Consider the following 23,707-nt stretch of genomic DNA (forward strand, 5'->3'; position numbering starts at 1 on the left):
ACTACAGGGCAAAATGAAACCTCAACCCTGCTCTTCTTTACCCTTGAGCTCGTAAATGAGCTGAACTACCCCAGACCTGAATCTATTAACTTCTGTTAGCTGAAGGTTTATTCTTTCTCTCAGGTTAACAAAGAGGGGCTTGCCTGCTCCTAATACAGTTGGATGAACGGAAATCCGGTAAACATCAATTAGCCCGTGATGGATGAAAGTAGTAATCAGTTTTGCTCCACCATACAACCAGATATCCTTACCGTCTTGTTGTTTGATTTCAGCAACCTTAGCGGGTACGTCCGAGGTGATAAAGGTAGCATTGCTGTCCTGCCGCTCCTGGCTGGAGAACACAACTTTCCTTTTAGCATGAACGCCTGTCCACAGTGCCTTCTCTGCTTCGCTTGCGTCTGCGTCAGGCTGGTAGTTGCCCCACATATCGTAGCTCACCCTGCCGTAGAAGATCGTGTCCATACCCGACAGGAAGCCTTCAAAATCCATGTCATCGTCCATGATACACCAGTCGACTTCTCCGTTTGGCCCTTCAATAAAGCCGTCCAGGCTTACTGCCAGATCTAACACTACCTTTCTCATTCAGTCTGATTCGCTTGTTTGGGTTTGAGAACAACCTTTAGGCTAAGTGTTTGCTTTTACAACTATAGTATATAAGGACTTATTCCGTTTAACCTCCAATCCGGTGACCAAACCGAACCGCATACTGAATATACTAACATTGTTATAAATTTAGAAATAGAGGTTCACCACCACCTGTTATCAGGGGGCAAGTACAGGTAAAACAAAACCGCCTGCCACAGATGCAGCAGGCGGTTCAACCTTATTAATATCAAATACGAAAACTTACTTAGCGTAGCTGATGGCGCGCATCTCGCGGATAACCGTGATCTTGATCTGGCCCGGGTACTGCATCTCTTTCTCGATCTTCTGGGAGATGTCGTACGACAGCTGCGAGGCTTTCTCATCCGACACGTTGTCGGCATCCACCATCACGCGCAGCTCACGGCCGGCCTGGATGGCGTAGCATTGGTTCACTCCTTCAAAAGACACCGCTGCCTCTTCCAGCTCTTTCAGGCGCTTGATGTAGGACTCCATGATCTCGCGGCGGGCACCTGGTCTGGAGCCAGAGATGGCGTCGCAGGCCTGCACCAGCGGCGATACCATCGCGGTCATCTCCACCTCGTCGTGGTGGGCACCAATGGCGTTGCATACGTCCGGATGCTCTTTATACTTCTTGGCCAGCTCCATACCAATGATGGCGTGCGGCAGTTCCGGCTCGTCCGGCGTTACCTTGCCGATATCGTGCAGCAGGCCGGCGCGTTTGGCGTGCTTCACGTTCAGGCCAAGCTCGGCGGCCATGGTGGCGCAAAGGTTGGCTACCTCACGCGAGTGCTGCAGCAGGTTCTGGCCGTAAGACGAGCGGAAGCGCATGCGGCCCACCATCTTGATCAGCTCCGGGTGCAGGCCGTGGATGCCCAGGTCAATGGCCGTGCGCTCCCCGATCTCCACGATCTCCTCCTCAATGTTCTTGCGTGTTTTGGTCACCACCTCCTCAATACGGGCAGGGTGAATACGGCCGTCGGCCACCAGGCGGTGCAGCGACAGGCGCGCGATCTCGCGGCGAACCGGGTCAAAACCCGAGATAATGATTGCCTCAGGCGTATCGTCTACGATGATCTCCACGCCGGTGGCAGCTTCCAGGGCACGGATGTTGCGTCCCTCGCGGCCGATGATCTTGCCTTTGATGTCGTCGCTCTCGATGTTAAACACCGATACGCAGTTCTCAATGGCATGCTCGGCGGCGGTACGCTGAATGGTCTCGATAACGATCTTCTTGGCTTCCTTGGTGGCGGTAAGCTTGGCCTGCGCCACAATGTCCTTAATGTGAGATGAGGCGTGGGACTGAGCCTCGCTCTTCAGGGCCTCCACCAGTTGCTCGCGTGCCTCGGCGGCGGTCAGCCCTGCTATCCTCTCCAGTTGGCCCACAACCTCCCCGTGCTGCTGCTCCACTTCTTCCTTGCGCTTCTTCAGCTGCTCCTGCTGCACATGCAGGTGGTTTCTTTCCTTCTCCAGCTCCGCGTGCAGCTGCTCCTTCTCCTTCTGCAAGTCGGACTCCAGGCGCTTGGCCTGCTCCATCTGCTTCTGTACCTGCTGCTCGCGCTGCTTTACCTTGTTCTCGTTCTGGATGATGATGTTCTTCTTCTTGTTTGACTCTTCCTCGAACTCGGCTTTCATCTTCAGGTATTTCTCCTTGGCCTCCAGGATGCGGTCCTTCTTCAGCGCCTCCGCGTTGATCTCCGCTTCGCGGATGATGTTCTTGGCTCTCTGGCGAGCCTCCTCCTCCTGCTGCTTAAATACTTTCTGCAGCATCATGCGCCCTATCAGTACGCCCACAACGAGCGCCACTAGGGCGGTAATTAAAATATAAAGGATATCGGGCATAACTATAGCGTTTATGTTTGTTTATCACGCATAGCAAGCACCTGCAAAGGGGGACTGGGTGTGGCTTTCGGGCCCAAACGAAGTATAAACGGAGGCTAAGGTTAAAAAGGCCTTTCCCGTTTATTTATTCACTGCTGATAAGAGATCGTCCAGAAGGTCGAGCTGCTGGTCTACCTGGGATACATGCGAGGAGTGCTCGTCCTCCAGCTTCATCTTCTCAGCCATGGTCTCAAACGCCACCATGGCCAGCAGATCCTGCTTGTCCTGTATGCCAAACTGATCCTTGTAAAAGCGCAGGCGCTCGTTCAGGATCTTTCCGACTGCTCTGATTCTCTCTTCTTCCTCTTCCTTCACCCGCATCGGATACTCGCGTTCTGCGATGCGAATCTTGATCGATAATTCACTCATCCGTTGCCTGGTTTATGGTTATGCTTACCGGCCTTTCTGAGCGCCTTAGCGGCTCATACTTAGTCTTGTAGGTAAGCAATACACTTATCAATTTCTCTGATATATTCGTTCAGCCTAAGCTTCAACTCTGTCGAATTTGCAGCGTTTCCTGCTATCGCGTCTACAATTTTAACAATATTCTCCTGATTTTGAAAATTTTTTATCTGCTGGTCTTTATCATCCAGCAAGCCTTCCAGCTGCTTTACCTGTTCCTGCGCGCGTAGAAGGCGTTGCTGCACCTCGGTATGGCGCTGGATTAGTTTTCGCAGCTTATCTTCAATATGCCGGAGTTGTTGTACTTGCTTTTCCTTGGGCATAACGTTATTTGCGGATAAAAGCTCCCAATTGTTTCTCAAATTGCTGCATCAGGCGGCTCATGGTGCTGTCGATCACCTTGTCGGTCAGGGTCTGCTGTCTATCCTGCAGGGTAAAGCTCAGGGCGTAGGCTTTCTTGCCGGCCTCTATCTTATCGCCCTCGTACACGTCAAACACATTCACATCCTGCAGCAGCTTGCGCTCCACTCTAAAGGCTACCTTCTTCAGTTCGTCGAAGGTCACATGCTTGTCCAGCACCAGCGACAGGTCGCGGCGCACTTCCGGGAATTTCGGCAACTCGCCGGCCACCAGTTTGTCTTTATACTTCTTCAGGAGGTAATCCCAGTTCAGTTCGGCGTACCATACCTGCTCCTTCACCTCCATAAAGCGGGTTACACCGGCATCCAGCACGCCTAGTTCGGCTACTACCGTTCCATTCTTCACGTAGGCGATCCCCTGACGCATGTACTTGTGCTCCTGCAGGTTCTGCACCTCAAAATCACCGGCGTTGAGTTTGCGCAGCACATTCTGCACCACACCTGCCAAGTCGTGGAAGGCGGCTTTTATACTTGGCTGCTTCCAGCTTTCGGCCGTCACGCTGCCCGTCATGTACAAGGATAGCCTGCGGCTCTCGTTGTAGGCTCCGTCCTGCTGCTCGTATACTTTGCCCAGTTCAAATAGCTTCAGGTCGCGCTGGCGGCGGTTGATGTTGCGGCGCAGCACCTCCAGGCCCGAGAATACCATGCTCTTGCGCAGCACGTCCAGGTCCTCGGAGTTATAGTTTACCACGTTCACCAGCGTAGCCGTCTCTGCCTCTCCAGCCGGGTTGTAGTAGTTAGAGTTGGTGATGGAGTTGGTAATGATCTCATGGAAGCCGTTGGCCGCGATGTAGCTCATGATCGTCTCCGTCACGTCCTCGGCGTATGGGTTCGGGAACTTGGCCAGGTAGGAGGTGGCCAGGTTCTCGCTCATCGCAATGTTGTTGAAACCATAGATGCGCAGGATCTCTTCCACCACATCGGCCTCGCGGGTAACATCCACCTTAAACGGCGGCACCGACAGCACCAGGTCCGTTTCGGTTTCGCTGGTGATCTCGATGCCCAGATCGGTAAGAATGGTTTTGATGCGCTCTATGCCAATGTGCTGCCCGATTAAGGTATGCGCACGGGCAATGTTCAGCCTCACCTCATGGTTCTGGATGGGTTGCGGGTATACGTCCACAATCTCAGAGCTTACCTGGCCACCGGCCACCTCCTGCACCAGCAGGACTGCACGCTTCAGGGCTGTGATCACCATATTCGGATCGGTGCCACGCTCAAAGCGGAAAGAGGCATCCGTCTTCAGGCCATGTGCCATCCCGGTACGGCGAACAGAGTCCGGAGAGAAGTAGGCGCTCTCAAGGAAGATGCTCGTGGTTGCGTCTGTCACACCTGATTCCTCGCCACCGAAAACACCTCCGATGGCCATCGGCTCCTCGGCATTGCAGATCATCAGGTCGGTGGTATTCAGCTTGCGCTCCACGCCATCCAGTGTTTTGAAAATAGTGCCCGCCTCCACAGTTTTCACCACAATCTTATCGCCTTTGATCTTATCGGCATCGAAGGCGTGCAGCGGCTGGCCCAGCTCGTGCAGCACGTAATTGGTTACATCCACCACGTTGTTGATCGGCGAAAGGCCGATGGCACGCAGGCGCTTCTGCATCCATTCCGGCGACGGGCCAACCTTTATCCCTGAGACTGTTATCCCCGCATAGCGTGAGCAGGCCTCCGTGTTCTCCACCTCCACTGCAATCGGGCGGGAGCTGTTGTTTACGTTAAAAGCCTCTACACTTGGCAGCTGCGCCTTGGCATCCAGCAGGGCCTGCAGGTCGCGGGCCACACCGTAGTGCGAGGCGGCGTCGGCGCGGTTGGGCGTCAGGCCGATCTCGAAAACCTTATCGGAGCCAAGGCCAAAGAACTCAGCAGCAGGCGTACCGTTCGGCAGATCGGTGTCCAGCACCATAATACCGGCATGCGAAGCCCCGATACCGATCTCATCCTCGGCACAGATCATCCCCTCCGACACGGCCCCACGGATCTTAGATTTCTTGATCTTGAAGGGCTCGCCTCCGGCTGGGTAGAGCGTGCTGTTAACGGTGGCCACCACCACTTTCTGCCCGGCGGCCACGTTTGGCGCGCCGCACACGATCTGGCTTGGCTCACCTGCGCCAATGTCCACGGTGGTGATGCGCAGGCGATCGGCGTCCGGGTGCGCTTCGCATGTCAGCACCTCCCCGATCACAATGCCCTCCAGACCGCCCTGCACCAGATCAAAGGTATAGATCCCCTCTACCTCCAGCCCGGTATTGGTCAGCAGCACTCCTATCTCTTCAGCAGTCTTGTCAGTATGTATGAGTTGTTTCAGCCAGTCGAATGAAATCAGCATGTTATTCTGTTGTTGTTTTGCGTCGGCTTCCAATCCGGAAACCAATCTTTTCCAAAATTAAGGATAATTTCTTTTCGTATTACGAAGCATGTATCAAGTATCACGAATTCGTGTGATTCGCACTGGCTACGTAACGCATATAGGGTCACCTGACAGGTGTTGTTCGCCTACAGGAGCGTGATCCTTTCTCCAGCGCCCCTAGGTCTACAGTAAGCGTGGAACGTGTGTCATGAAAGTACACCGGCCTCTCCTGCTCTGGTCTTTCATATTTCCACTTATACTTCCCTTACTCCGGCGCCTCGTAGGTTTTCTCCCCTGCCGGGATAGCGATGGCCAGGCGGTTCTCCTTGGGAGGAAGCGGGCACACGTAATCGGGGTTAAAGGCGCAGAAGGGGCTGTAGGCGCGGTTAAAGTCCAGCACCACCTTCTTATCGCCCTCCTCGAAAGGCACGTCCAGGAAGCGGCCGCCGCCATAGGTCTCGAACCCGTTGGTCTTATCGGTGAAGGGTACAAAAAGCTCCTCGTTCTCGCCGCTGAGCTTCCGGTAGAGCGTCAGTTTGTGCTCCCCTCCCTCTAGTTCGAAGGTAGCCGTACCGTAGCGCAGGTAAGGCTCGTAGCTGCCGTTGGTCAGGGGCATGAGCAGGGTATCCTGCCTGGCCAGTTGCTCCACCCTCGCGCTTACCCGGTAGTCCAGGTTCGGCTCGTAGTATATCAGGTTCTTGAAAGCCTGCCGCCCGGCGGCATCGAAAGGGCTGTTGGTGCGGCTCCTGAACGAGAGGTCTTTCTCCTCCCGCTCCTTCAGCAGCGGCTTAATGTAATTATCGTCGTTGAAGAGGGCATCCTGGAGGAAGTAAAAAATTACCAGCGCCAGGCCGGCCATGACAACAAGTCTCAGCGGTCTCTGCATAAAACTTAGTGGCTATAGTTTGTGCAAAGATCGTAAATTTTTGGGGAGGAAAGTAGCGGCAAAGTATAAGTACTTGGGCAGAAGCACGGGATATTGTTGCACTTTAGCGCCGGAATGTATAAATAGTACAGCCTTTACGAGTTTCCGCCCGACGTGGAAACTTATATGGGATAAGTCCATGTTCAGACAACTATACCTCAACAAATCATCCACCATGAAGAACGCACCCTATACTTTTCTGATAGTTTCGGCGCTTTTATTTGCAGGCTGCTCCGATAGCGACAGCGGGAACACCACCACTGCCACAACACCGGCAACCGGCGTAAACCAGGCACAGCCAGCTCAGGCACCGGGGCAAGCGGTAGCCCTGAACCCGCCGCACGGCGAGCCGGGCCATAACTGCGCCCTCCCGGTAGGTGCTCCGTTGGATGGTTCGCCGCAACCCAACCTGGTGAAGCCGAACCTGTCGCCAATTCCGGCTAAGGCCACGGTGGCTCCCGGCACTAATCCGCCGCACGGCGAGCCCGGCCACGATTGCGGATTGCCCGTGGGCGCCCCGCTTGGCAAGAAGTAAGATAACGGCGGCCGCAGTTGAAATATACTTTAGCTGCGGCCGTTTTATACTTTCTCCCCTTCTGATGCTGTATCAGCAGTAGCCTTGGATTATACTTTGGCTATTCCCGCTGTTTCGGACGTTCTTGTCCGGAACCTAAAAGAGGCCCCCTATTCCCATCTGCTGCAGATTTCCACGTCCGGGTAAGCCATACTTTTATACCTGGGTTATACTTTCCTCTTCGAGTTATACTTTAGTTATACTTTTATACTTGCCTTTTTCCATGGTGCAAGTCTTCAGACTTGTATCCTACGATGAGGTCAAGTTTGTAACTTGGCTCGCAGAGCCATACTTGTACTTGAGCTAAGCTTCATAGTTCAGCTGTACTTTGCCCATACTTCCGCTGGCGCGGGCTTGCAGCCCGTGTCCTTCTATTCGTTGGGTTTTCAACCCAACTGGCGCACAGAGCCATAATTTTATACTTGCTGATTCAGAAGCGGGCTGTACTTTATACTTCCATAGCCGCTGCTTCCTTCAACCTTAACCAAGCTATCCTTATTAGCTCCTGTTCATCCACGGCTTTACAGCCTGCTCGTTTCATTTCTGGCTTTGGTGCTCTCCAGCCCGAGAGGGCTCGCCTTCGGGCATCGCGCTGGGAGCTTTTCCTGCCCTCGTACCTCGGGCTGCCTCACTGGCGTTCGACACCGGAAAAACTCGCATAGGCGCTCAACCCAAAGACTGGGTATAGTTTCGATAGCTGCTGCTGACGGAGCTTGAACAGAGCTCCCTCCCCTGTTCTTAGGGGAGGGTTGGGGCGGGGTAGCCCCCCTTTGAAGGAGGCAGGGGGATGTAATCGTCTGCTGAAAATTTCCCTCTTGGGAGGAGCGGTTTCATACTTTGTAGGGACAAGTCCCGACCTGTCCGCGCGATACCAGCTGCCACGAAACTTATACTTTACAGCAGCAATGACAGGCTCCCCTCCTTAAACAAGGAGGGGCTGGGGTGGTTGAGCCCGGTAGTGCAAAGCGTTACATTGCCTGCAACATCGGCGGCTTGTAGCTGCTGCCCAGGCTACGCAGCGGGCGCATAAACCTTATCCCTTCCCCCCTGTTCATCATCTGGGGTGCCATTCAATGGATGGAGCAGATGGATGTATACTTTATCGCCCGGCAGGCAGCCCTTTCGCAATATCATCTCCCTTCCATGCCTGGTCGTATGCCCTTATACACAACCACAGCCATGCTAAAAACGAAAGAACACTATCAGGACCTGATACACCAGTTGGACCAGCTGCATCATGATGCCGTTACGCTGGAGGAGAAGTTTGCCACTGCCGTGGAGGCTGTCCATCCAAAGTTTAAAAAGAGCTCCAAAAACCTGTTGCACTACCTGGCCCTGCGCCAGCACGACATCCGGGATCTGCAGGAGCAGTTGGCGCAGCTGGGCCTGTCGTCGTTGGGGCGGTCTGAGGGGCATGTGCTGGCCAGCCTGCAGGCAGTACGCCAGCACCTGTGCCGCATCGGGGAATGTCAGGATACCCAAAGAGAACTCGCGGTAACGTTCTTTGAGAACAAAGAGCTGCTCGCAAGGCATACCGAGGCCCTGCTGGGGCCAAAGCCCGATAAGCGCTCTACCCGCATTATGGTTACGCTCCCCCCTGAGGCGGCCGACCAGTATGAGCTGCTGCCGCGCCTGCTGAAGGCGGGGATGAACTGCGCCCGCATCAACTGTGCCCACGATACGGAGAAGGAATGGCTGAAGATGGTGGAGAACGTCCGAAAGGCCGAAAAAGAAACCGGCATCTCCTGTAAGATACTTATGGACCTGATGGGCCCCAAGCTGCGCACTGGTCCGCTGAAGGAAGGACCAAGGCTGCTGGTAATAAGCCCGGTGCAGGACAACCTGGGCCAGATAACAGAGGCCGCCAAAGTATGGCTGGCCCCGCAGGAGGCGCCGCTGCCCAAAGATGCTGATGCCTGGCTGCCGGTGGACTCCAACTGGCAGGCACAACTGCAGGAGGGCGACAAGCTATCTTTTAAGGACACCCGCGGCCGCAACCGGTCCATGACCGTGATCCGGAGGGAGGAAAAGGGGGTGCTGGCGCACCTGCTCAAAACCTCCTACATCAACACCGGCACCGAGCTGGTCCTGAAAGGCAAAAACGTTACGGATCGCTCCACGCAGGTCGGGAATCTGAGGGCCCTGGAGTTGCCCATCGTCCTGAGGAAGGACAGTTTCCTGGTGTTAGACCGGGAGCCGATTCCGGGAGAGCCCGCCACCTTTGACGAGCACGGGCACGTGGTGCAACCGGCGCATATCTCCTGCACCCTGCCAGAGGCCTTTACGCAGACCAAGGTGGGGCAACCCATCCTTTTTAACGATGGCAAAATTGAGGGGGTGCTGGAAGAGGTAAACCCGGACCGGCTGCTGGTAAAAATCACTTACGCCAGCGACAAAGGCAGCAGGCTGCGCGCCGACCAGGGCATCAACCTGCCCGACAGCCAGATTCACATGAAAGGGCTGACCGGAAAAGACCGCCATGACCTGAAATTTGTGGCCCGGTACGCCGATATCGTAAACCTGTCTTTCGTGAACCATGCCGACACCGTGGAGGCGCTGCATGAGGAGCTCCGCAGACTCAACGCCAGGAACCTGGGCGTCATGCTTAAGATAGAAACCAAGGAGGGCTTCCGGAACCTGCCGCACCTGCTCCTGACAGCCATGAAGACGCACCCCACCAGCATCATGATCGCACGCGGCGACCTGGCGGTGGAATGTGGTTGGCAGCGACTGGCAGAGGCGCAGGAAGAGATTCTGTGGCTTTGCGAGGCAGCGCACATGCCGGTGGTGTGGGCCACGCAGGTGCTCGAGACACTGGCCAAGAAGGGCCGCCCGTCGCGGGCCGAGATTACGGATGCCGCCATGTCGCAGCGGGCCGACTGTGTGATGCTCAACAAGGGACCGCATATCATACAGGCCATCGAACTGCTGCACGACATACTGGTGCGCATGCAGGAACATCAGCACAAAAAGACATCCATGCTGCGGATGTTGCACATTTCAGACCTGGGCAACCTGGTGCAGGAGTAAGCCCATCACAACCAGCACCTTGTACCCGGCAATTTTGAATAAAGGAGAAGATAAACTTGTACTTTAAAAAATATTTTATATATCTTTATCATGTTAAAGTACCAAACTCCCGCAGCCACGTATACATGGCTGCGGCTCCTTTTCCGGCTTAGCTGCTTCAAAAGCCTTACTAGGAGGAGCGTAACTCAGCTGGTTTGTAGCCGTTGAGTGGGTGCTGGTTCTTTACGCTGAAAGAAACTGGGTAGGCCGCCTGCAGTATCCGTGGCGGCAGAGTGCCTGTAGTGCACCCTACTTCCTGCGCAATGGCAGCAGGTATCGTGTGCTTGTTTTACTTAAACCATGGCCAGATGAGAAACAGGACTATCGAAAAGATGCTGTATAAGTTTGCCGCGCTGCTGGCGGTTGTCGGCATTGTACTGCGCCTGCTGCAACCTTCTGACAACTACCTGGGTCTATACCTTATACTTGCAGGCCACATCCTGGGCGTGGCGGGCATCCTGATGTATATGAAGTATGCTACTGAGATAGAGCAGGAGCAGAAAACCATGCAGGAACCCGTTCAGCAGATGCAGAAAAAGTAACCTCTTCCTATGAAATCATATCTCCTTTTGGCCTTGTTCGTGCTAGGGCTCAGCTTTAGCGCGCAGGCGCAGCAGTTTGAGCAAAAACACCAGGCCTCTGTGCAGTTACACGACCCGGCGCCTCAGCCCCTGGTACTGGTCAATAAGCAGGAGACAGCGGCCAGCGCCGTTATCCTGAACCCAGGCGATATAGAAAACGTGGAGGTGGTGAAAGGCCGGCAGGCTTTGGAGCGCTTCGGGGAGAAAGCCACAGACGGCGCTGTGATTATCTCGCTGAAGCAGGAACTGCTCTTGGTGCGGCTGGAGGAAGTATACAGCGCCTTCGATGTACCGAAGCAGCAGCAGAAACTAACGGTCGCCATCAATGGCAAGCATGTAAAAGATCCTGCCCTGCTACTGGCCGACCTCCGCCAGATAGAGAAAGTAGCAGTAACTGAGTTTGAGGTAACCACCCCAACGCGCTGGAGCTCCGACGAACAGTATCTGAACATCATCACCAAGCCGCGGCCTTAATACCTTTAGGTTTTCTGCGTACCTTGCGGCCGGAACCATACTTTATACTTAGACCATGGACGGCAGAAAGCGCGCCAATATCAAACCTGGCACCCACGTAAACATTGTACAGAAGCAGGACCAGCGCACCGGCGAACTCACCGAAGGCTACGTGCAGGACATCCTCACCAACTCCCCCACCCACCCGCACGGCATCAAGGTAAGGCTGGAGACGGGGGAAGTGGGAAGGGTAAAGGAAATACTTTCTGAGTTAGAGAGTTAGAGGGTTTAGGAGTTAGAGAGTTATTTTTTTAAAGCTGCTGATTTTCTTATTTTAGTAAGGATGGCTGTTAGTTCATCTGCTTCCTTTTTTAACTCTATTAGACGATTAGCTGCGACAATCTCTGCTTCTTCCAATATCTCAAGCCAAAATAAAGATTCATCCGCCTCTTCCAGCACTACTCCGATCTTGGCAGAAAACTCAGCTCCTGATCTTGCTCTACAAGCTGCCCTGTAATTAGCAGCCACAGCCGTTGCCGAACGTATCAGTTGTTTGCCTACTACTTGTGCCTCCGGCTTATACGGCAGCGCCTGATACAACTTAATTGTGCGCAGAGCAAAAGCCTTTGTGCGGCTTTTAAAAGCCTCAGCAAACTCAAAATTACTTAGTCTCTGTTCAATCATGACTTTTTAACTTTCCAAACTCTCTAACTCCTAAACTCTCTAACTTTCTAACTCACAAAAGTCCTTCGTCGGCAAAGCTGTAGTAGTCGGTGTCGGTGAAGATGATGTGGTCGAGGATGGGCAGGTCGAGGAACTGGCCGGCCTCCTTCATTTTCTTGGTAAGAGCGATGTCGGCGGCGCTGGGTTTGGTGTTGCCGCTGGGGTGGTTATGCACCAGAATAACAGAGCTTGCCAGCTGCTCCAGGGCCTTTTTAAAGATGATCTTGGGGTCAGCCACGGTGCCGGCCACACCGCCCATACTGATGCTTTCTTTCCGCATCACCACGTTGGCGCGGTTCAGCAGGATTACCCAGAACTCCTCGTGCGGCAGGTCCAGCAGCTGCGGCTTTATGTAGTTGTAGATGTCGGTGGAACAGGTAATGCGTGTTTTAGCAGCCACGGTGGCCTCCTTGCGGCGTCGGCCCAGTTCCAGGGCACTTACAATGGAGATTGCCTTTGCCTCCCCAATGCCCGGGTGCTTTGTCAGGTCTTTTACCGATAGCCGTGCCAGCTCGTTCAGGTCGTTGCCTACCGCCGAAAGTATGATCTTGCCTACATCCACGGCTGTCAGTTTAGTGGTGCCGGAGCCGATCAGGATGGCAATGAGCTCGGCATCGCTCAGGGCGGCCTTTCCTTTCAGCAGAAGTTTCTCGCGCGGGCGGTCTTCCTCGGCCCAGGTTTTGATGTTGAGCGGCTGCAGGTATGGCAGTATGGCAGAAGCTTCGTTCTCTTTCACTTACGGTACAGAATTTGATGTTTATGGAGATGCATGAGGAATTACTTTCATCCTGAAATAGTTCAAGCTGCATCTATCTTTTTTTATACTATGAAGATTGCCCGCCTGCGCCAAACATTACCGGCCCCTGGCGGTTTTACCACGATATGCAACGTATGTTAACATTTGCCCTTATTATCCTACTCCTTTTTCTGGTAGACCTCTATGTATTCCAGGCGATCAAAACTGTTACCGACAACCTGAGTGGTACGGCGCAGAAAACCATCTATTTCATACATTGGGCAGTTTTTGTCATCACGGCAGGCACATTTATACTTGCCTCCGCCACGCGCGGTACGCCGCCCGATACGTTTAAGACCTACCTGGCCAGCACGCTCTTCATCATCTTCGCCTCCAAGCTGGTGGTGGTGCTTTTCCTGCTCATGGATGATGCGTTGCGCCTGGGGAAAATCGTCATCAACACGGCCAGTGGAGACGATGCCTTTGACCCTTCGCGCCACAAGTTCCTCAACCAAATGGGCCTGCTGGTGGCTGCGGTGCCATTCACGGCTTTTATTTATGGCATGGTGAAGGGCGCCTACGATTACCGCGTAAAGCGCGTAACGCTGCGCTTCCCGAACCTGCCGAAGGCTTTTGAGGGGTATAAGATGCTCCAGATATCGGACCTGCACACCGGCAGCTTCACCTCCACCGATCCCTTGAAAGAGGCGGTGCGCCTCATTAACAAGCAGGAGGCGGACCTCGTATTTTTTACCGGTGACCTGGTAAACAACCTCGCCTCGGAGGTGGAGGCGCATATTCCTACCTTGCGGGAGATCCGGGCCAAGGAAGGGGTGTTCTCAGTGCTCGGCAACCATGATTACGCCGATTATGTGCGCGAGTGGCCGCACGAGAACGCGAAGGCGGAGAACCTCCGCAAGATGATTGACACCCATAGCCAAATGGGCTGGCAGCTGCTGATGAACGAGAACCGCATCATTGAGAAGGACGGTGAGCAGATAGCTGTGCTGGGGGTAGAAAACTGGGGCAACCGGGCCGGCTTTCCGAAGTATGGTCGCCTGCAGAACGCCTACCAGGGCACCGAGGAGGTGCCGTTCAAGGTGCTGCTCTCCCACGACCCGTCGCATTGGGATGGTGAGGTCAACCAAAAGTATAACGACATCGACCTGACGCTCTCGGGCCATACCCACGGCATGCAATTTGGCGTAAACGTGCCCGGCCTGAAGTGGAGCCCGGTGCAGTATGTGTACGAGCAGTGGGCGGGCCTCTACAAAAAAGGGCGTCAGCACCTGTACGTGAACACCGGCCTGGGCTTTATCGGCTACCCCGGCCGGGTGGGCTTCTTGCCGGAGATCACCGTGTTTGAGCTGAAGAAAGCCTGATAAAAAGATAAACCATACCTGACAGAGAAGCGCACCGCAACGGCTGCGCTTTTTTTGTGCCCGGTGGCCTGCTGAACATTACAGACAATGCCAGCGTACTTAAGTGCTGAGCCCAATTGCACCCTCTGAGCTTAGCTGGAAAGGGGCGTGTACAACCAAAACCATCAACAAACCATGAACAAGATATTATTCCCGGTAGCGGCGGTGGCCACCTTGCTGCTCACCACCTCTTGCGGAGAAGACACGAAAGGCACCTCTTTTGAGGTGCAGGATGCAAACAACGACGAATCGGTGAACCCGGCGCATATACGCGGGTACCACACGGAGGCACCAGGCATGTTCGGCGCCCCCAAGGTCCCGAACCAGTACTATCCTTTCAGCACCAAAACATTGCCTGCGGACGTACGCCAGCAGTTGGAGGGAAACAACATAGCGGTGCGCATGGTAACGATCTACTACTCGCCAAACGGGAGCCTGCGGGACCTGGCAGAGGAGTTTAACCCATCCGGAGAGGTGGGCAACACCACCAATAGCCCCTCAGACACAGGAGGAGGAGGTAATGGCAGCACGGAAAGCGGCAACACCGGCTCGGGTAATGGCACTGGCAACTCCGGAAATGGAAATAGCAACAGCAGCTCCGGAAATAGTAGCTCGGGCGATGTTTCGGAAACTGGCAGTGGCAACGATCAGAACTAAACCCGCTGACAACGTATGATTTACGGAAGCCTGCCGCCACCTGCGCTGCAGGCTTTTGCTTTTTTAGCCCTTCTCCGATTTATTCTGTAATTTTACGTAGCCCCTCCCGTTATACCTGAGGCCGGCATTATTTTGGCTGATCATGGTGAAGTACAAACGCCCGCAGCACAACCAGAACCCCATGCACAGACACCCGCTGTTATACCTTCTTACGCTGATGCTCCTGCTCTGCAGCCTGCCCTCCCTGGCCCAGAAGAGCATCCGGATAAGTGGCACGGTGCTGCAGCCCGATCGCACCACGCCGATCCCCGGCGCCACCATCGTGAAGGTAAACACCAACATGGGCGTGGTATCGGATGAGGAGGGCAAATTCCTGATCGACGTGGCCCAGACGGATACGCTAATGATCCGGGCGCTCGGCTTTAAGCCGCTTTTATACTTGCCCAAGGTCCTGCCCGTGTCGGAACTGCGCGTGAACATAGTGCTGCAGGAGGATAGCGTAATGCTGGGCGAGGTGGAGGTAACCAGCCGTCCTTCCCAAGAGATGATCGACCGCGCCCTGCGCAACATGAAGCGCGAGCAGAGCAGCCAGACCAAGAACCCCAACTTTATACCCGGCCTGGAGCCGCCCCCTCCCGCCCCTGCCCCGGCGCCCACCATCCTCAGCCCCATGAGCCTGATGTACGACCTGTTCTCCAGCGAAGGCAAGCAAAAGCGCGCACTGCAGGAGTACCTGGACAAGCAGGCGGCAGAGCAAAGACAGAAAGAGCGCGAGGACTACAACCGCTTTTTTAAAGAAAATACCGGCTATCAGTAGAGAGCTGCTGCTAGACAGAAAGAGGCGCCACGTATGGCGCCTCTTTTATTTATACCTGGGGCTGGTCTTCATCATAGGTCCTTTAAAGAGGATCTCCCATCCTGTGGTTGCCCGCTTGCACCATCCCCTCAAGTATAAATCAATCTATATATAATAAAAACATTATCACCTTCGTATGAATAGAAACGCCTCCTCCAACTGAAAACAAACGACTCATGCACGGCTACCAACGCTTAAGTATAGTCCTGCTTTACCTGCTCGTGCTGCATGCCTTCCCTACCCACGGACAGCAGATCAAAATTAGTGGCATCGTCTTACACCCTGATAAAAAAACGCCGATCGTTGGGGCAGGCGTCACCAGGCTGGGATCCGGCATACTTACGACAACCGATGCAAGGGGCCGCTTTGGTTTCTGGGTAGTCCCGCAGGACTCTATCCTTATCCGCGCCGTTGGCTTCAAGCCGGTGGTGTATCATGTAAAGCAGGAGCAAGGCATAGAGCAGGAGCTTATTTTTGTTTTGCAGGAAGATGTGCAACAGCTCCGGGAGGTAGAGGTAAGCAGCGAACCTCTCTTGGTAAAGCGCCCTCCCGAGAACAAGCCTGCCCTTACGCCTCCTCCTCCGGTTCCAGCCCCTCCCCCCTCCTTACTTTCTAACCCCGTCTCCTACTTTTCCAAGGAAGGCAAGCAGCGACGAAAGCTTCGGAAATATTTAGCGAAGGAAGCAGCAAAGCGTCAGTTACAGGAGGCAGAGCGGCTTAAGGAAGAACAGGAGAAAGCAAAACAAGACTACAACCGCTTCTTTAAAGACAACACCGGGTATCAGTAAACCAGCCAAACAATCGGCCGCTTCGTAGGTTCAGAGTATACGTTTCCCTGACACCATGAAAATCGGATATCCCTGCATCAACGAGGCGCTCGATTGCCGCTCTTCCCGTACTTTCCGGCTGGCCTCCTATTCTGAGGAGCGCCTGATCGAGACGGTGGAGCAGAATCTGGCCTGCCTCCGCCGCATCCTGGAGTACAACGTGCAGCACGGGCTGCTGTTCTTCCGCCTCACCTCCGACCTGGTGCCCTTCGCCTCCCACGAGGTAAACCAATATAACTGGCAGGAGCATTTTAAGATGACCTTCCGGCGGCTGGGCAGCTACATCAAGAACAACCACATGCGCATCTCCATGCACCCTGACCAGTTTGTGGTGCTCAACTCGCCCAACGAGAAGACCGTGCGCAACAGCATAGCCGAGCTGGTGTACCAGGGAAGTATACTGGATTTGATGGAACTGGACACCACCGCCAAGCTGCAGATACACGGCGGCGGCGCCTACGGCGATAAGCCCTCCGCGATACAACGCTTTACTGAAGTATACCACACCCTGCTGCCCGATGCCGTGAAGGCCCGTCTCTGCGTGGAGAACGACGACCGTACCTACACCCTGCAGGACTGCCTGCAGCTGCACGAGCTAACGGGCATGCCTGTGATCTTCGATAACCTGCACCACGAGTGCGTGAACAACGGCGAGCCGATGCGCGAGGCGGTGCAGATGGCCGCTACCACCTGGCAACCCGAAAAAGACGGCATCCTGATGGTGGACTACAGCTCACAGGCCCCCAACGAGCGGCGCGGCAAGCACGTGCAAAGTATAGAGGAGCAACTTTTTCACGATTTCCTGGCCGAGACAGAAGGGCTGGACATGGACATTATGCTGGAAATAAAGGACAAGCAGGAAAGCGCCCTGAAAGCCCGTGCTATGGCCCGAAGCCTGGGTCGTTTAGAAGTATGAGGCCACCAGCTGCCAGAGCCACTCAGCTACCTGCCAGAGCACCCAAACCAGCAACACCGCCAGCAAAACCAGCCCGATCAGTACGCTGATAATAATACCCTTGCCGCTGCCCTGGTACTTGCCTTCCTCGTAGTGGCGGCGCAGCAGGCGCACGTTGCGCTCATTGGCCTTAAAGGCGAAATCGAAGATATTGCCAAGGATAGGAATGCTGCCAATGAGCACATCCAGCCCGATGTTGAGCATCATCAGGGCTACCAGCTTGCCGCTGGCCCCGTGGCGCGCCATGGTAAGTATAAGCACAGCCGATACGCCAAAAGAGGCAATATCGCCGGCGAAGGGCAACAGGCCCAGGATAGGATCTAAACCGAAACGGAAGTTCGTGCCCGGAAACCGGAACTGGTTGTCCATCAGGTAAGCGATGTGGTCTACCCACTTCAGCTTCTCGGAGCGCGGGGTGCGGGTGTAGTGCGTGTTTTCTGTTGCCATACGCGCTTATACGGTGCCAGGCAGGCAAAGGTACGCGGCTATGGCACCATGGGGTGGCGCTGCTGCTGCCACTGGGCCCTACGCTGCTTTTTGGCTGCGGCGTGGTAATATTTGGTGTTCTTCTTATTCTTCTTGAACGCTTTTCCGGCTTTACCCTTCTTATGAAAGAGCTTCTTCAGCCCCGGGCCACCTGCCGCAGAAGCCTCTGCCGGAACACTGTAAAAAACGCTGCCTGCCAACAGCAGCGCCATCGCAAATACTCTGACCATAGGAGCAGGGTTAAGTTTAGAGGGATAGCCTATTCCTTAAACGTTTAATCCTGCTAAAAAAGTGCGATTTGTTAACGTAAAAAGGAGCAGCAGAAACCTTTATGACAGTTTCTGCTGCTCCTTTTTACCGGATGGAGTAACGGTTGTCTAATTCTTTCCCTTGTTACCTTTGCCTTGGTTTCCTCCTTTGGCCTTAGCGCCTTTGCCGCCCTGGCCTCCCTTTGCGCCCGGTTTCGCCTTTGTGGCTGTAGCGTTATGGCCTTTTACTACTACCACGGTGGTATTGCCTTTGCCGTTACCCTTATGCTTGGTATGGCCAGGATTCGTAGTATTGGGGTGATGCGGGTTGTTCGGATTTTTGTACCAGCCCTTGTGCAGGCCGTTGTCCTTACGGGTAGCAGATTTGCTCTTACTCACCACCACTACTTTTCCGTTCTTGTCCGTCTTCTTACGGGATATATGGCACGAAGACATGGTAACCACTGCCAGCAGCACCATCAGTACTTTTACAAAAGTATACTTCATCAAATTTGATTTTAGGAATTATCTGAGACTACAGGCAGTGTAGCCGCTGCTAATATACAGCAATATTTTACTCAATTCCTAATCTGAGGCACAAGGCGCCTATATACCCACCAACCGGCTGGAAAATTGGCGTAACGCATCAATATAACTATTATAACTTTATTTTTACCAAGATATTTCAAGCCCCTCGGCCGGCACCGGTTTCTGCACAAGGTAATGGCCCCCAATGCTCTGCTTTCTGCCCAGGCAGGCGTTTATGGTGATAGCAGCCACCGTGAGCAGGTTCTCCAGCTCCCCTACCGGAGGTGGAGAGCCTGCCGCCGCACACTCCTGCAGCTTCAGCCTCAGCTGCTCGACCTGCTCCTTCGCCTGCAGCAGATTTTCGTAAGTGCGCTCAATGCCTGCTTTCTCCCACATCAGGCGCCGCAGTTCCTCTTTTATACTTGCTAAGACAGGTGGCACAGCCGCCTGGCAGGTAAGCTCCGGAGCCGTTATACTTTCCGGCTGCTCATACTTTTGCGCTACCGCATGCGCAGCCGCGGCCTTGCCAAACACCACGCCCTCCAGCAGCGAGTTGCTGGCCAGCCGGTTGGCCCCATGCACGCCGGTGCAGGCCACCTCCCCCACGGCATACAGACCCGGCACCGATGTTTGCCCATGCAGGTCTACCGCCACACCGCCGCACTGGTAATGCGCGGCAGGCACCACCGGTATAAGGTCTCGCTCAGCCAGGATGCCTATCCTTTTACACGTGTTATAGATGAGCGGGAAATGCCGCTGCACATGTCCTTCCGGCAACTGGCGCGCATCCAGGTAGAGGCAGGGCGAGCTATGCTGCTGCATTTCGTGGTAAACGGCACGCGCCACCACATCGCGCGGCGCCAGCGAGCCCTGCGGGTGGTAACGGTGCATAAACGGCGTACCATCCGGCAGCACCAGCTCCGCCCCCGCCCCCCGCAGCGCCTCACTGATCAGGAAAGTATCTTTGGAGGCAGGGTTGTAGAGCGCCGTCGGGTGGAACTGGAAGAACTCCATGTTGCTGATCTCAGCCCCTGCTCTGTACGCCATGGCCAGCCCGTCGCCGGTGGCGATGGAGGGGTTGGTGGTGTGCTGGTAGATCTGTCCGGAGCCCCCCGTAGCCAGTACAACAGCTTTGGCAAGCACGGTTTTGGCTTCTTTGGCCTTCAGGTCCAGCAGCTGCACACCCTGGCAGGCATTATGCTGCATGAGCAGCTCGAAGGCCACGTGGTGCTCCAGCACAGAGACGTTTGCATGTTGCCGGGCGGCCTTGCCCAGCACCTGCTGCACGCTTAGGCCGGTGTGATCTTTTACATGCACGATCCGGTGCTGGCAGTGGCCGCCTTCCAGCCCCAGGGCTATACTTTTGTCTTCATGCCCATCAAAGCAAACACCCTGCTGCTGCAGCCAGTTTATACTTTCGGGCGCCCGCTCCACCATAAACCGCACGGCCGCCTCGTCACACAGGCCCGCTCCGGCAACCAGTGTATCCTGCACGTGCTGCTCGAACGAATCCATTTCGCTCAGCACCGCAGCAATGCCGCCCTGCGCGTACATGGTATTCGTTTCGGATAGGGACGCTTTGCAGACCACGGCTACGCGGCCATGTGCGGCCGCCTGCAGGGCAAAGGTTAAACCCGCTATGCCGCTGCCCAGCACTATGTAATCGAAGTATAGCATTGTTACGCAAAGGCCAGCATCCGCTCGATCGGTGCCAGGGCGCGGCGGCTGATCTCCTCCTCCAGCGTTACCTCGAACAGCACCTCTTTTTCTGTGCCGATGGAGCGCAGCGCCTCTAACGTACGCTGAATGGTTATCTGCTTCATGTGCGGACACTTGATGCAGGGAACGATGAACTCTTTCTCAGGGTACATGCCGCGCAGCGTGGCGCCCAGATCGCACTCCGAGCCAAGTATAAACTGGCGCGTTTTACTCTCGCCCACAAACCGGATGATGTCGGAGGTGCTGCCTACCACGCCGCCGGCACCGGTCAGCGCATCGGCCACGGTATTGTCGGGCACCTCCCAATGCACCAGCACCTGCGCCTCGGGGTACATCAGCTTCAGTCCATTAATGCGCTGCGGCGTGAACTGCTCGTGCACCTCGCACTTGCCTTCCCAAAGTATAAGCTCCTTGCCGGTCTCGGCTTTTATCCTGGTTTGCAGGTTGCGGCCCATGAACAGGTCGGGCAAAAAGATGAGCCTGTCGCCGCCCAGCGAGCGGGCAATGTCCAGGGCGTTGCGGGAGGTGCAGCAGATGTCGGCCTCGGCCTTGGTCTCGGCGTAGGTGTTGATGTAAGCTACCACCGGCACACCCGGATACTGTTCTTTCAGCTTGCGCACATCGGCTCCGGTTATACTTTCAGCCAGCGAGCAGCCGGCATCGAAGCTGGGCAGCAACACCTGCTTCACAGGGTTCAGCACCTTGGCGGTCTCGGCCATAAACTTCACGCCGCAGAAGATGATGTGATCCGCCTCCACGCTTTTGGCAGCCACACTCAGGCCCAGCGAGTCGCCCACGAAGTCGGCGATGCCGCCGTCCGTGTGCGCTACCTGCAGCTCAGCGGGCATGTAAAAGTGCGAAAGTATAACAGCATTTTTCTGGCGCTTCAGTTCGCGGATCTCCTCCACGGCAGCCAGCAGTTCGGCCTCCTGCCGTTCAGAAAAGGCACCAGGATTCATGGCGCTGAGTTTCTCCAGGAACGCGCCTCGGGTTTGGGTAGTTAGCATGACAAAGATTGTTGAGGCTCAGGAAGTATAAAACGCTCCTGAACCGGTGTTATCTATTAGACGAAAAGATGAAGCTTTATAAGCTGCTATGACATGGAAAGGACCGCAGAACAGCAGACTCAAACCGAATCCTGCTGTTCATTCAACCTAAGGTTTCTGGCTCTGGTTTTCCACTTCCTGTATGTTGGTGATAAAGTACTCGCCGGAGTTGATACCATTTACCAGCGTTTGGATGGTTTTGGAGCTGAACACCTGCAGCAGCTGCTCGCGGTAGGCCTTTATGTCGTCGTGCAGCGGGCAGGGGTGCGTATCGGAACACTCCTTCATGCCCATGCCGCACTTCCTGAAAGCCTCCAGGCCATCAATAGTGCGCACCACTTCCAATATGCTGATCTCGCTGGCCGGCCTGTGCAGGAAGAACCCGCCTCCGGGGCCTTTCGTCGAGGCGATAACGCCTTTCCGAACCAGGTCCTGCAGGATCTTGCCCATAAAGTGCGCCGGCAGCTCCAGCTCCTTGGCAATGTCTTTTATCCCCACTTTAAGCCCCTGTGCATCGTTCAGGGCGATGTACACAATGGCGCGCAGGGCATACTCTGTTGTCTTTGATAGTAGCATTTCTTAATCTCTCTGTTCGTCTGACGCTAACCTGGCCGCAAGTTACGATTTTGCCTCCAGCTGCCGCATGCCTTCCTCGGTGATCATCTCGGTGCTCCACGGCGGCGACCACACCAGGTTTACTTTTACATCGAGGCTCGGAAAACGCTTTAAAAGGATCTGCTCGGTGGCCGTTAAGATGGTGCCGCTCATGGGGCAACCCGGCGTGGTCAGCGTCAGATCTACGGCCAGTACACCCTCCTCCGTCAGGCTCACCTCGTACACCAGTCCCAGGTCCACGATGTTGATGCCCACTTCAGGGTCGATGATATATTTCAGGGCTTCGTATACCTCCAGGTCGAAATCCTCAGGCAGCTTTTGTGTTTCCATAGGTAAAAGGTTTTAAATCGTGAGCTTTATGCAGCAGCAGATGGAACACGTTGGCCGTGTACAGCAGGGAGGTAATGGTAAAACCGATGGCCCCGGCAAGTATCACCTGCTCGTTGCCGAGCAGCACACCCGCCACTAAAAGTATAAACCCGAGCAGGTAGCTGATGTTTTGCCAACGCAGCAGGGCATGGCTGTAAATATCTTTGGGGAGCGGCGTTTTAAAGCGGCCCACATAATCCTCGTACGCGTGCATCCATACAATGAAGGGCAGTGTTTTAAAGGTTTGCCCCAGTATGAGCGCGGAGATGAACCCCAGGAAGACCGAGATACCATAGACCAGGTAGACGGATGATAGCAGCGCCTGCGGAAGCGCCAGCCTCGAGCTCACCACCTGCACCAGTATAAGCGGCAGCAAAAGCAGGGCCAGTGCCACAAAGGTCTGCTTCATGCCCAGGTCAATGTCCTGGCGCTGGCGGGTTTTGGCGGCCTCTCGCAAGTATAAAAGGAAGAGCGCCACGCCAGCCACCACCAACGCCGCATATACCGGCAGCAGCAATGTATGAAAGAGCAGGTGATCGATGATAAAGAGGACCAGCCCCGCGTTAATGAGGTTGTAGGACCAGTTAAGTTTTTTAGTGTCCTCGTGGTGCGCCAGCAGAAACATCGGGATCAGTTTGGCCCCCACCCCGATGATGAGCAGCAGAAACCAGCCGGCCATACCGATGTGGGCGTGCAGCTGGAGGTAGTGCGTGTGCTCCACCGGCAGGAAGGGCGTCGTGAAGTTCACCGCCATCAGCAGCCCCACCAGCCCGGTTACCAGCAGCCAGATAGCCGAGGTAACGATAAAGTCGGACTCCACGGTCCATTTGGGGGCCTTGCGGGCGGTTTGCGCCACGTTGATGTTAAAAAGTATAAAGGCGATGACCAGGCTGCAGGCCGCCACGTGCAGCACCCAGCCCAGCTCAAAGTTCCAGAAGGCCCAGGCCAGGAGGATGGACCCCACGCCCAGGAAGGCGAAGGCGGCTACGGCCAGTTTCTCAGAGTACAGCCTACACTCCAGCACCACCGGCAGCAGTTGGTACAGCGCCCCGAAGATGAGCATGGTCGCCCAGCCCAGCGCCGCCACATGTGTCAGCGTGAGCAGTTTGGGATGGAAATAATGGCCGCCAAAGGCATCGGTGGAGAAAAGCAGCAGCACGCTCAGGGCCACAAATGCCAGGGCGGCAAACGCGTAGTGCGGCAGCACAACCCATTTTCCTGGCGAGTTAGATGTAGTGGCAGCGCTCATGGCTTACATTCTATTAAA

26 protein-coding genes are annotated in these 23,707 nt (G+C 55.0%); 10 read left to right on the plus strand and 16 right to left on the minus strand.

Features of this window, described 5'->3' with window-relative positions:
• Positions 1-21: 21 nt before the first annotated feature.
• From OH144_RS14340 to OH144_RS14365, 6 genes are all read right to left on the minus strand, one after another.
• Positions 22-582, minus strand: coding sequence for a dihydrofolate reductase family protein (locus tag OH144_RS14340; protein WP_266202945.1), 561 nt, complete (start codon positions 580-582; stop codon positions 22-24).
• A 264-nt stretch (positions 583-846) separates the two neighbouring features.
• On the minus strand, positions 847-2,445 hold the full coding sequence (gene rny, locus OH144_RS14345) for a ribonuclease Y (RefSeq protein WP_266202948.1): 1,599 nt from the start codon (positions 2,443-2,445) through the stop codon (positions 847-849).
• A 120-nt stretch (positions 2,446-2,565) separates the two neighbouring features.
• Positions 2,566-2,853: a cell division protein ZapA gene (locus OH144_RS14350; RefSeq protein WP_266202949.1), complete on the minus strand. Its 288-nt coding sequence runs from the start codon at positions 2,851-2,853 to the stop codon at positions 2,566-2,568.
• Between the two features lie 59 nt (positions 2,854-2,912).
• A complete protein-coding gene (locus tag OH144_RS14355; protein WP_266202950.1) occupies positions 2,913-3,209 on the minus strand; it encodes a hypothetical protein in 297 nt (98 codons plus the stop codon).
• Positions 3,210-3,213: 4 nt separating this feature from the next.
• Positions 3,214-5,631 (minus strand): phenylalanine--tRNA ligase subunit beta, encoded by a 2,418-nt coding sequence (gene pheT / locus OH144_RS14360; RefSeq protein WP_266202951.1) that lies wholly within the window; start codon positions 5,629-5,631, stop codon positions 3,214-3,216.
• 286 nt (positions 5,632-5,917) lie between these two features.
• Positions 5,918-6,538, minus strand: a complete 621-nt coding sequence (locus tag OH144_RS14365; protein WP_266202952.1) for a DUF1684 domain-containing protein — start codon at positions 6,536-6,538, stop codon at positions 5,918-5,920.
• Positions 6,539-6,716: 178 nt separating this feature from the next.
• Here OH144_RS14365 and OH144_RS14370 point away from each other — a divergent pair, with 178 nt between their 5' ends.
• From OH144_RS14370 to OH144_RS14390, 5 genes are all read left to right on the plus strand, one after another.
• Positions 6,717-7,112: a hypothetical protein gene (locus tag OH144_RS14370; protein ID WP_266202953.1), complete on the plus strand. Its 396-nt coding sequence runs from the start codon at positions 6,717-6,719 to the stop codon at positions 7,110-7,112.
• A 1,218-nt stretch (positions 7,113-8,330) separates the two neighbouring features.
• Positions 8,331-10,181 (plus strand): pyruvate kinase, encoded by a 1,851-nt coding sequence (locus OH144_RS14375; RefSeq protein WP_266202955.1) that lies wholly within the window; start codon positions 8,331-8,333, stop codon positions 10,179-10,181.
• A gap of 347 nt (positions 10,182-10,528) precedes the next feature.
• Positions 10,529-10,762: a hypothetical protein gene (locus tag OH144_RS14380; protein WP_266202957.1), complete on the plus strand. Its 234-nt coding sequence runs from the start codon at positions 10,529-10,531 to the stop codon at positions 10,760-10,762.
• Positions 10,763-10,771: 9 nt separating this feature from the next.
• Positions 10,772-11,275, plus strand: a complete 504-nt coding sequence (locus OH144_RS14385) for a hypothetical protein (protein WP_266202958.1) — start codon at positions 10,772-10,774, stop codon at positions 11,273-11,275.
• Positions 11,276-11,330: 55 nt separating this feature from the next.
• Entirely contained in the window at positions 11,331-11,537 is a 207-nt protein-coding gene (locus OH144_RS14390) for a YwbE family protein (protein ID WP_266202959.1), read from the plus strand.
• Between the two features lie 20 nt (positions 11,538-11,557).
• Here OH144_RS14390 and OH144_RS14395 read toward each other — a convergent pair whose 3' ends face one another.
• Both OH144_RS14395 and radC read right to left on the minus strand, forming a co-directional pair.
• Positions 11,558-11,938 (minus strand): four helix bundle protein, encoded by a 381-nt coding sequence (locus OH144_RS14395; RefSeq protein WP_266202960.1) that lies wholly within the window; start codon positions 11,936-11,938, stop codon positions 11,558-11,560.
• A 52-nt stretch (positions 11,939-11,990) separates the two neighbouring features.
• Entirely contained in the window at positions 11,991-12,713 is a 723-nt protein-coding gene (radC, locus tag OH144_RS14400) for a RadC family protein (RefSeq protein WP_266202962.1), read from the minus strand.
• A gap of 155 nt (positions 12,714-12,868) precedes the next feature.
• Between radC and OH144_RS14405 the strand changes: the two genes are divergently transcribed.
• From OH144_RS14405 to uvsE, 5 genes are all read left to right on the plus strand, one after another.
• A complete protein-coding gene (locus OH144_RS14405) occupies positions 12,869-14,095 on the plus strand; it encodes a metallophosphoesterase (protein ID WP_266202963.1) in 1,227 nt (408 codons plus the stop codon).
• Positions 14,096-14,269: 174 nt separating this feature from the next.
• A complete protein-coding gene (locus OH144_RS14410) occupies positions 14,270-14,791 on the plus strand; it encodes a hypothetical protein (RefSeq protein ID WP_266202965.1) in 522 nt (173 codons plus the stop codon).
• A gap of 142 nt (positions 14,792-14,933) precedes the next feature.
• Positions 14,934-15,608: a carboxypeptidase-like regulatory domain-containing protein gene (locus OH144_RS14415; protein ID WP_266202966.1), complete on the plus strand. Its 675-nt coding sequence runs from the start codon at positions 14,934-14,936 to the stop codon at positions 15,606-15,608.
• A gap of 215 nt (positions 15,609-15,823) precedes the next feature.
• Complete coding sequence (locus tag OH144_RS14420) at positions 15,824-16,435, plus strand: carboxypeptidase-like regulatory domain-containing protein (RefSeq protein ID WP_266202968.1); 612 nt, start codon at positions 15,824-15,826, stop codon at positions 16,433-16,435.
• Positions 16,436-16,490: 55 nt separating this feature from the next.
• Positions 16,491-17,390, plus strand: a complete 900-nt coding sequence (gene uvsE, locus OH144_RS14425; RefSeq protein WP_266202969.1) for a UV DNA damage repair endonuclease UvsE — start codon at positions 16,491-16,493, stop codon at positions 17,388-17,390.
• Here uvsE and OH144_RS14430 read toward each other — a convergent pair.
• From OH144_RS14430 to OH144_RS14465, 8 genes are all read right to left on the minus strand, one after another.
• Positions 17,379-17,876 carry a DUF4112 domain-containing protein gene (locus OH144_RS14430; protein ID WP_266202970.1) on the minus strand — a complete coding sequence of 166 codons (498 nt, stop codon included), beginning with the start codon at positions 17,874-17,876 and terminating at the stop codon, positions 17,379-17,381. The two genes, uvsE and OH144_RS14430, sit on opposite strands and share 12 nt — an antisense overlap.
• Positions 17,877-17,914: 38 nt before the next feature.
• Complete coding sequence (locus OH144_RS14435; RefSeq protein WP_266202972.1) at positions 17,915-18,145, minus strand: hypothetical protein; 231 nt, start codon at positions 18,143-18,145, stop codon at positions 17,915-17,917.
• A 147-nt stretch (positions 18,146-18,292) separates the two neighbouring features.
• The gene (locus OH144_RS14440) at positions 18,293-18,670 is read right to left on the minus strand and encodes a hypothetical protein (RefSeq protein WP_266202973.1); all 378 of its coding nucleotides are present in this window, start codon (positions 18,668-18,670) and stop codon (positions 18,293-18,295) included.
• A 165-nt stretch (positions 18,671-18,835) separates the two neighbouring features.
• The gene (gene nadB / locus OH144_RS14445) at positions 18,836-20,368 is read right to left on the minus strand and encodes an L-aspartate oxidase (protein ID WP_266202975.1); all 1,533 of its coding nucleotides are present in this window, start codon (positions 20,366-20,368) and stop codon (positions 18,836-18,838) included.
• Between the two features lie 2 nt (positions 20,369-20,370).
• Positions 20,371-21,417: a quinolinate synthase NadA gene (nadA, locus tag OH144_RS14450; protein WP_266202976.1), complete on the minus strand. Its 1,047-nt coding sequence runs from the start codon at positions 21,415-21,417 to the stop codon at positions 20,371-20,373.
• 147 nt (positions 21,418-21,564) lie between these two features.
• The gene (locus OH144_RS14455) at positions 21,565-22,032 is read right to left on the minus strand and encodes an RrF2 family transcriptional regulator (RefSeq protein WP_266202977.1); all 468 of its coding nucleotides are present in this window, start codon (positions 22,030-22,032) and stop codon (positions 21,565-21,567) included.
• Between the two features lie 42 nt (positions 22,033-22,074).
• A complete protein-coding gene (locus OH144_RS14460; protein WP_266202978.1) occupies positions 22,075-22,401 on the minus strand; it encodes a metal-sulfur cluster assembly factor in 327 nt (108 codons plus the stop codon).
• On the minus strand, positions 22,379-23,689 hold the full coding sequence (locus OH144_RS14465; RefSeq protein WP_266202980.1) for a cytochrome C oxidase subunit I: 1,311 nt from the start codon (positions 23,687-23,689) through the stop codon (positions 22,379-22,381). Before OH144_RS14465 ends, OH144_RS14460 begins: the two co-directional genes overlap by 23 nt.
• Positions 23,690-23,707: the final 18 nt, after the last annotated feature.

This window comes from Pontibacter kalidii (assembly GCF_026278245.1).
In the GTDB taxonomy this organism is placed as follows: Bacteria; Bacteroidota; Bacteroidia; order Cytophagales; family Hymenobacteraceae; genus Pontibacter; species Pontibacter kalidii.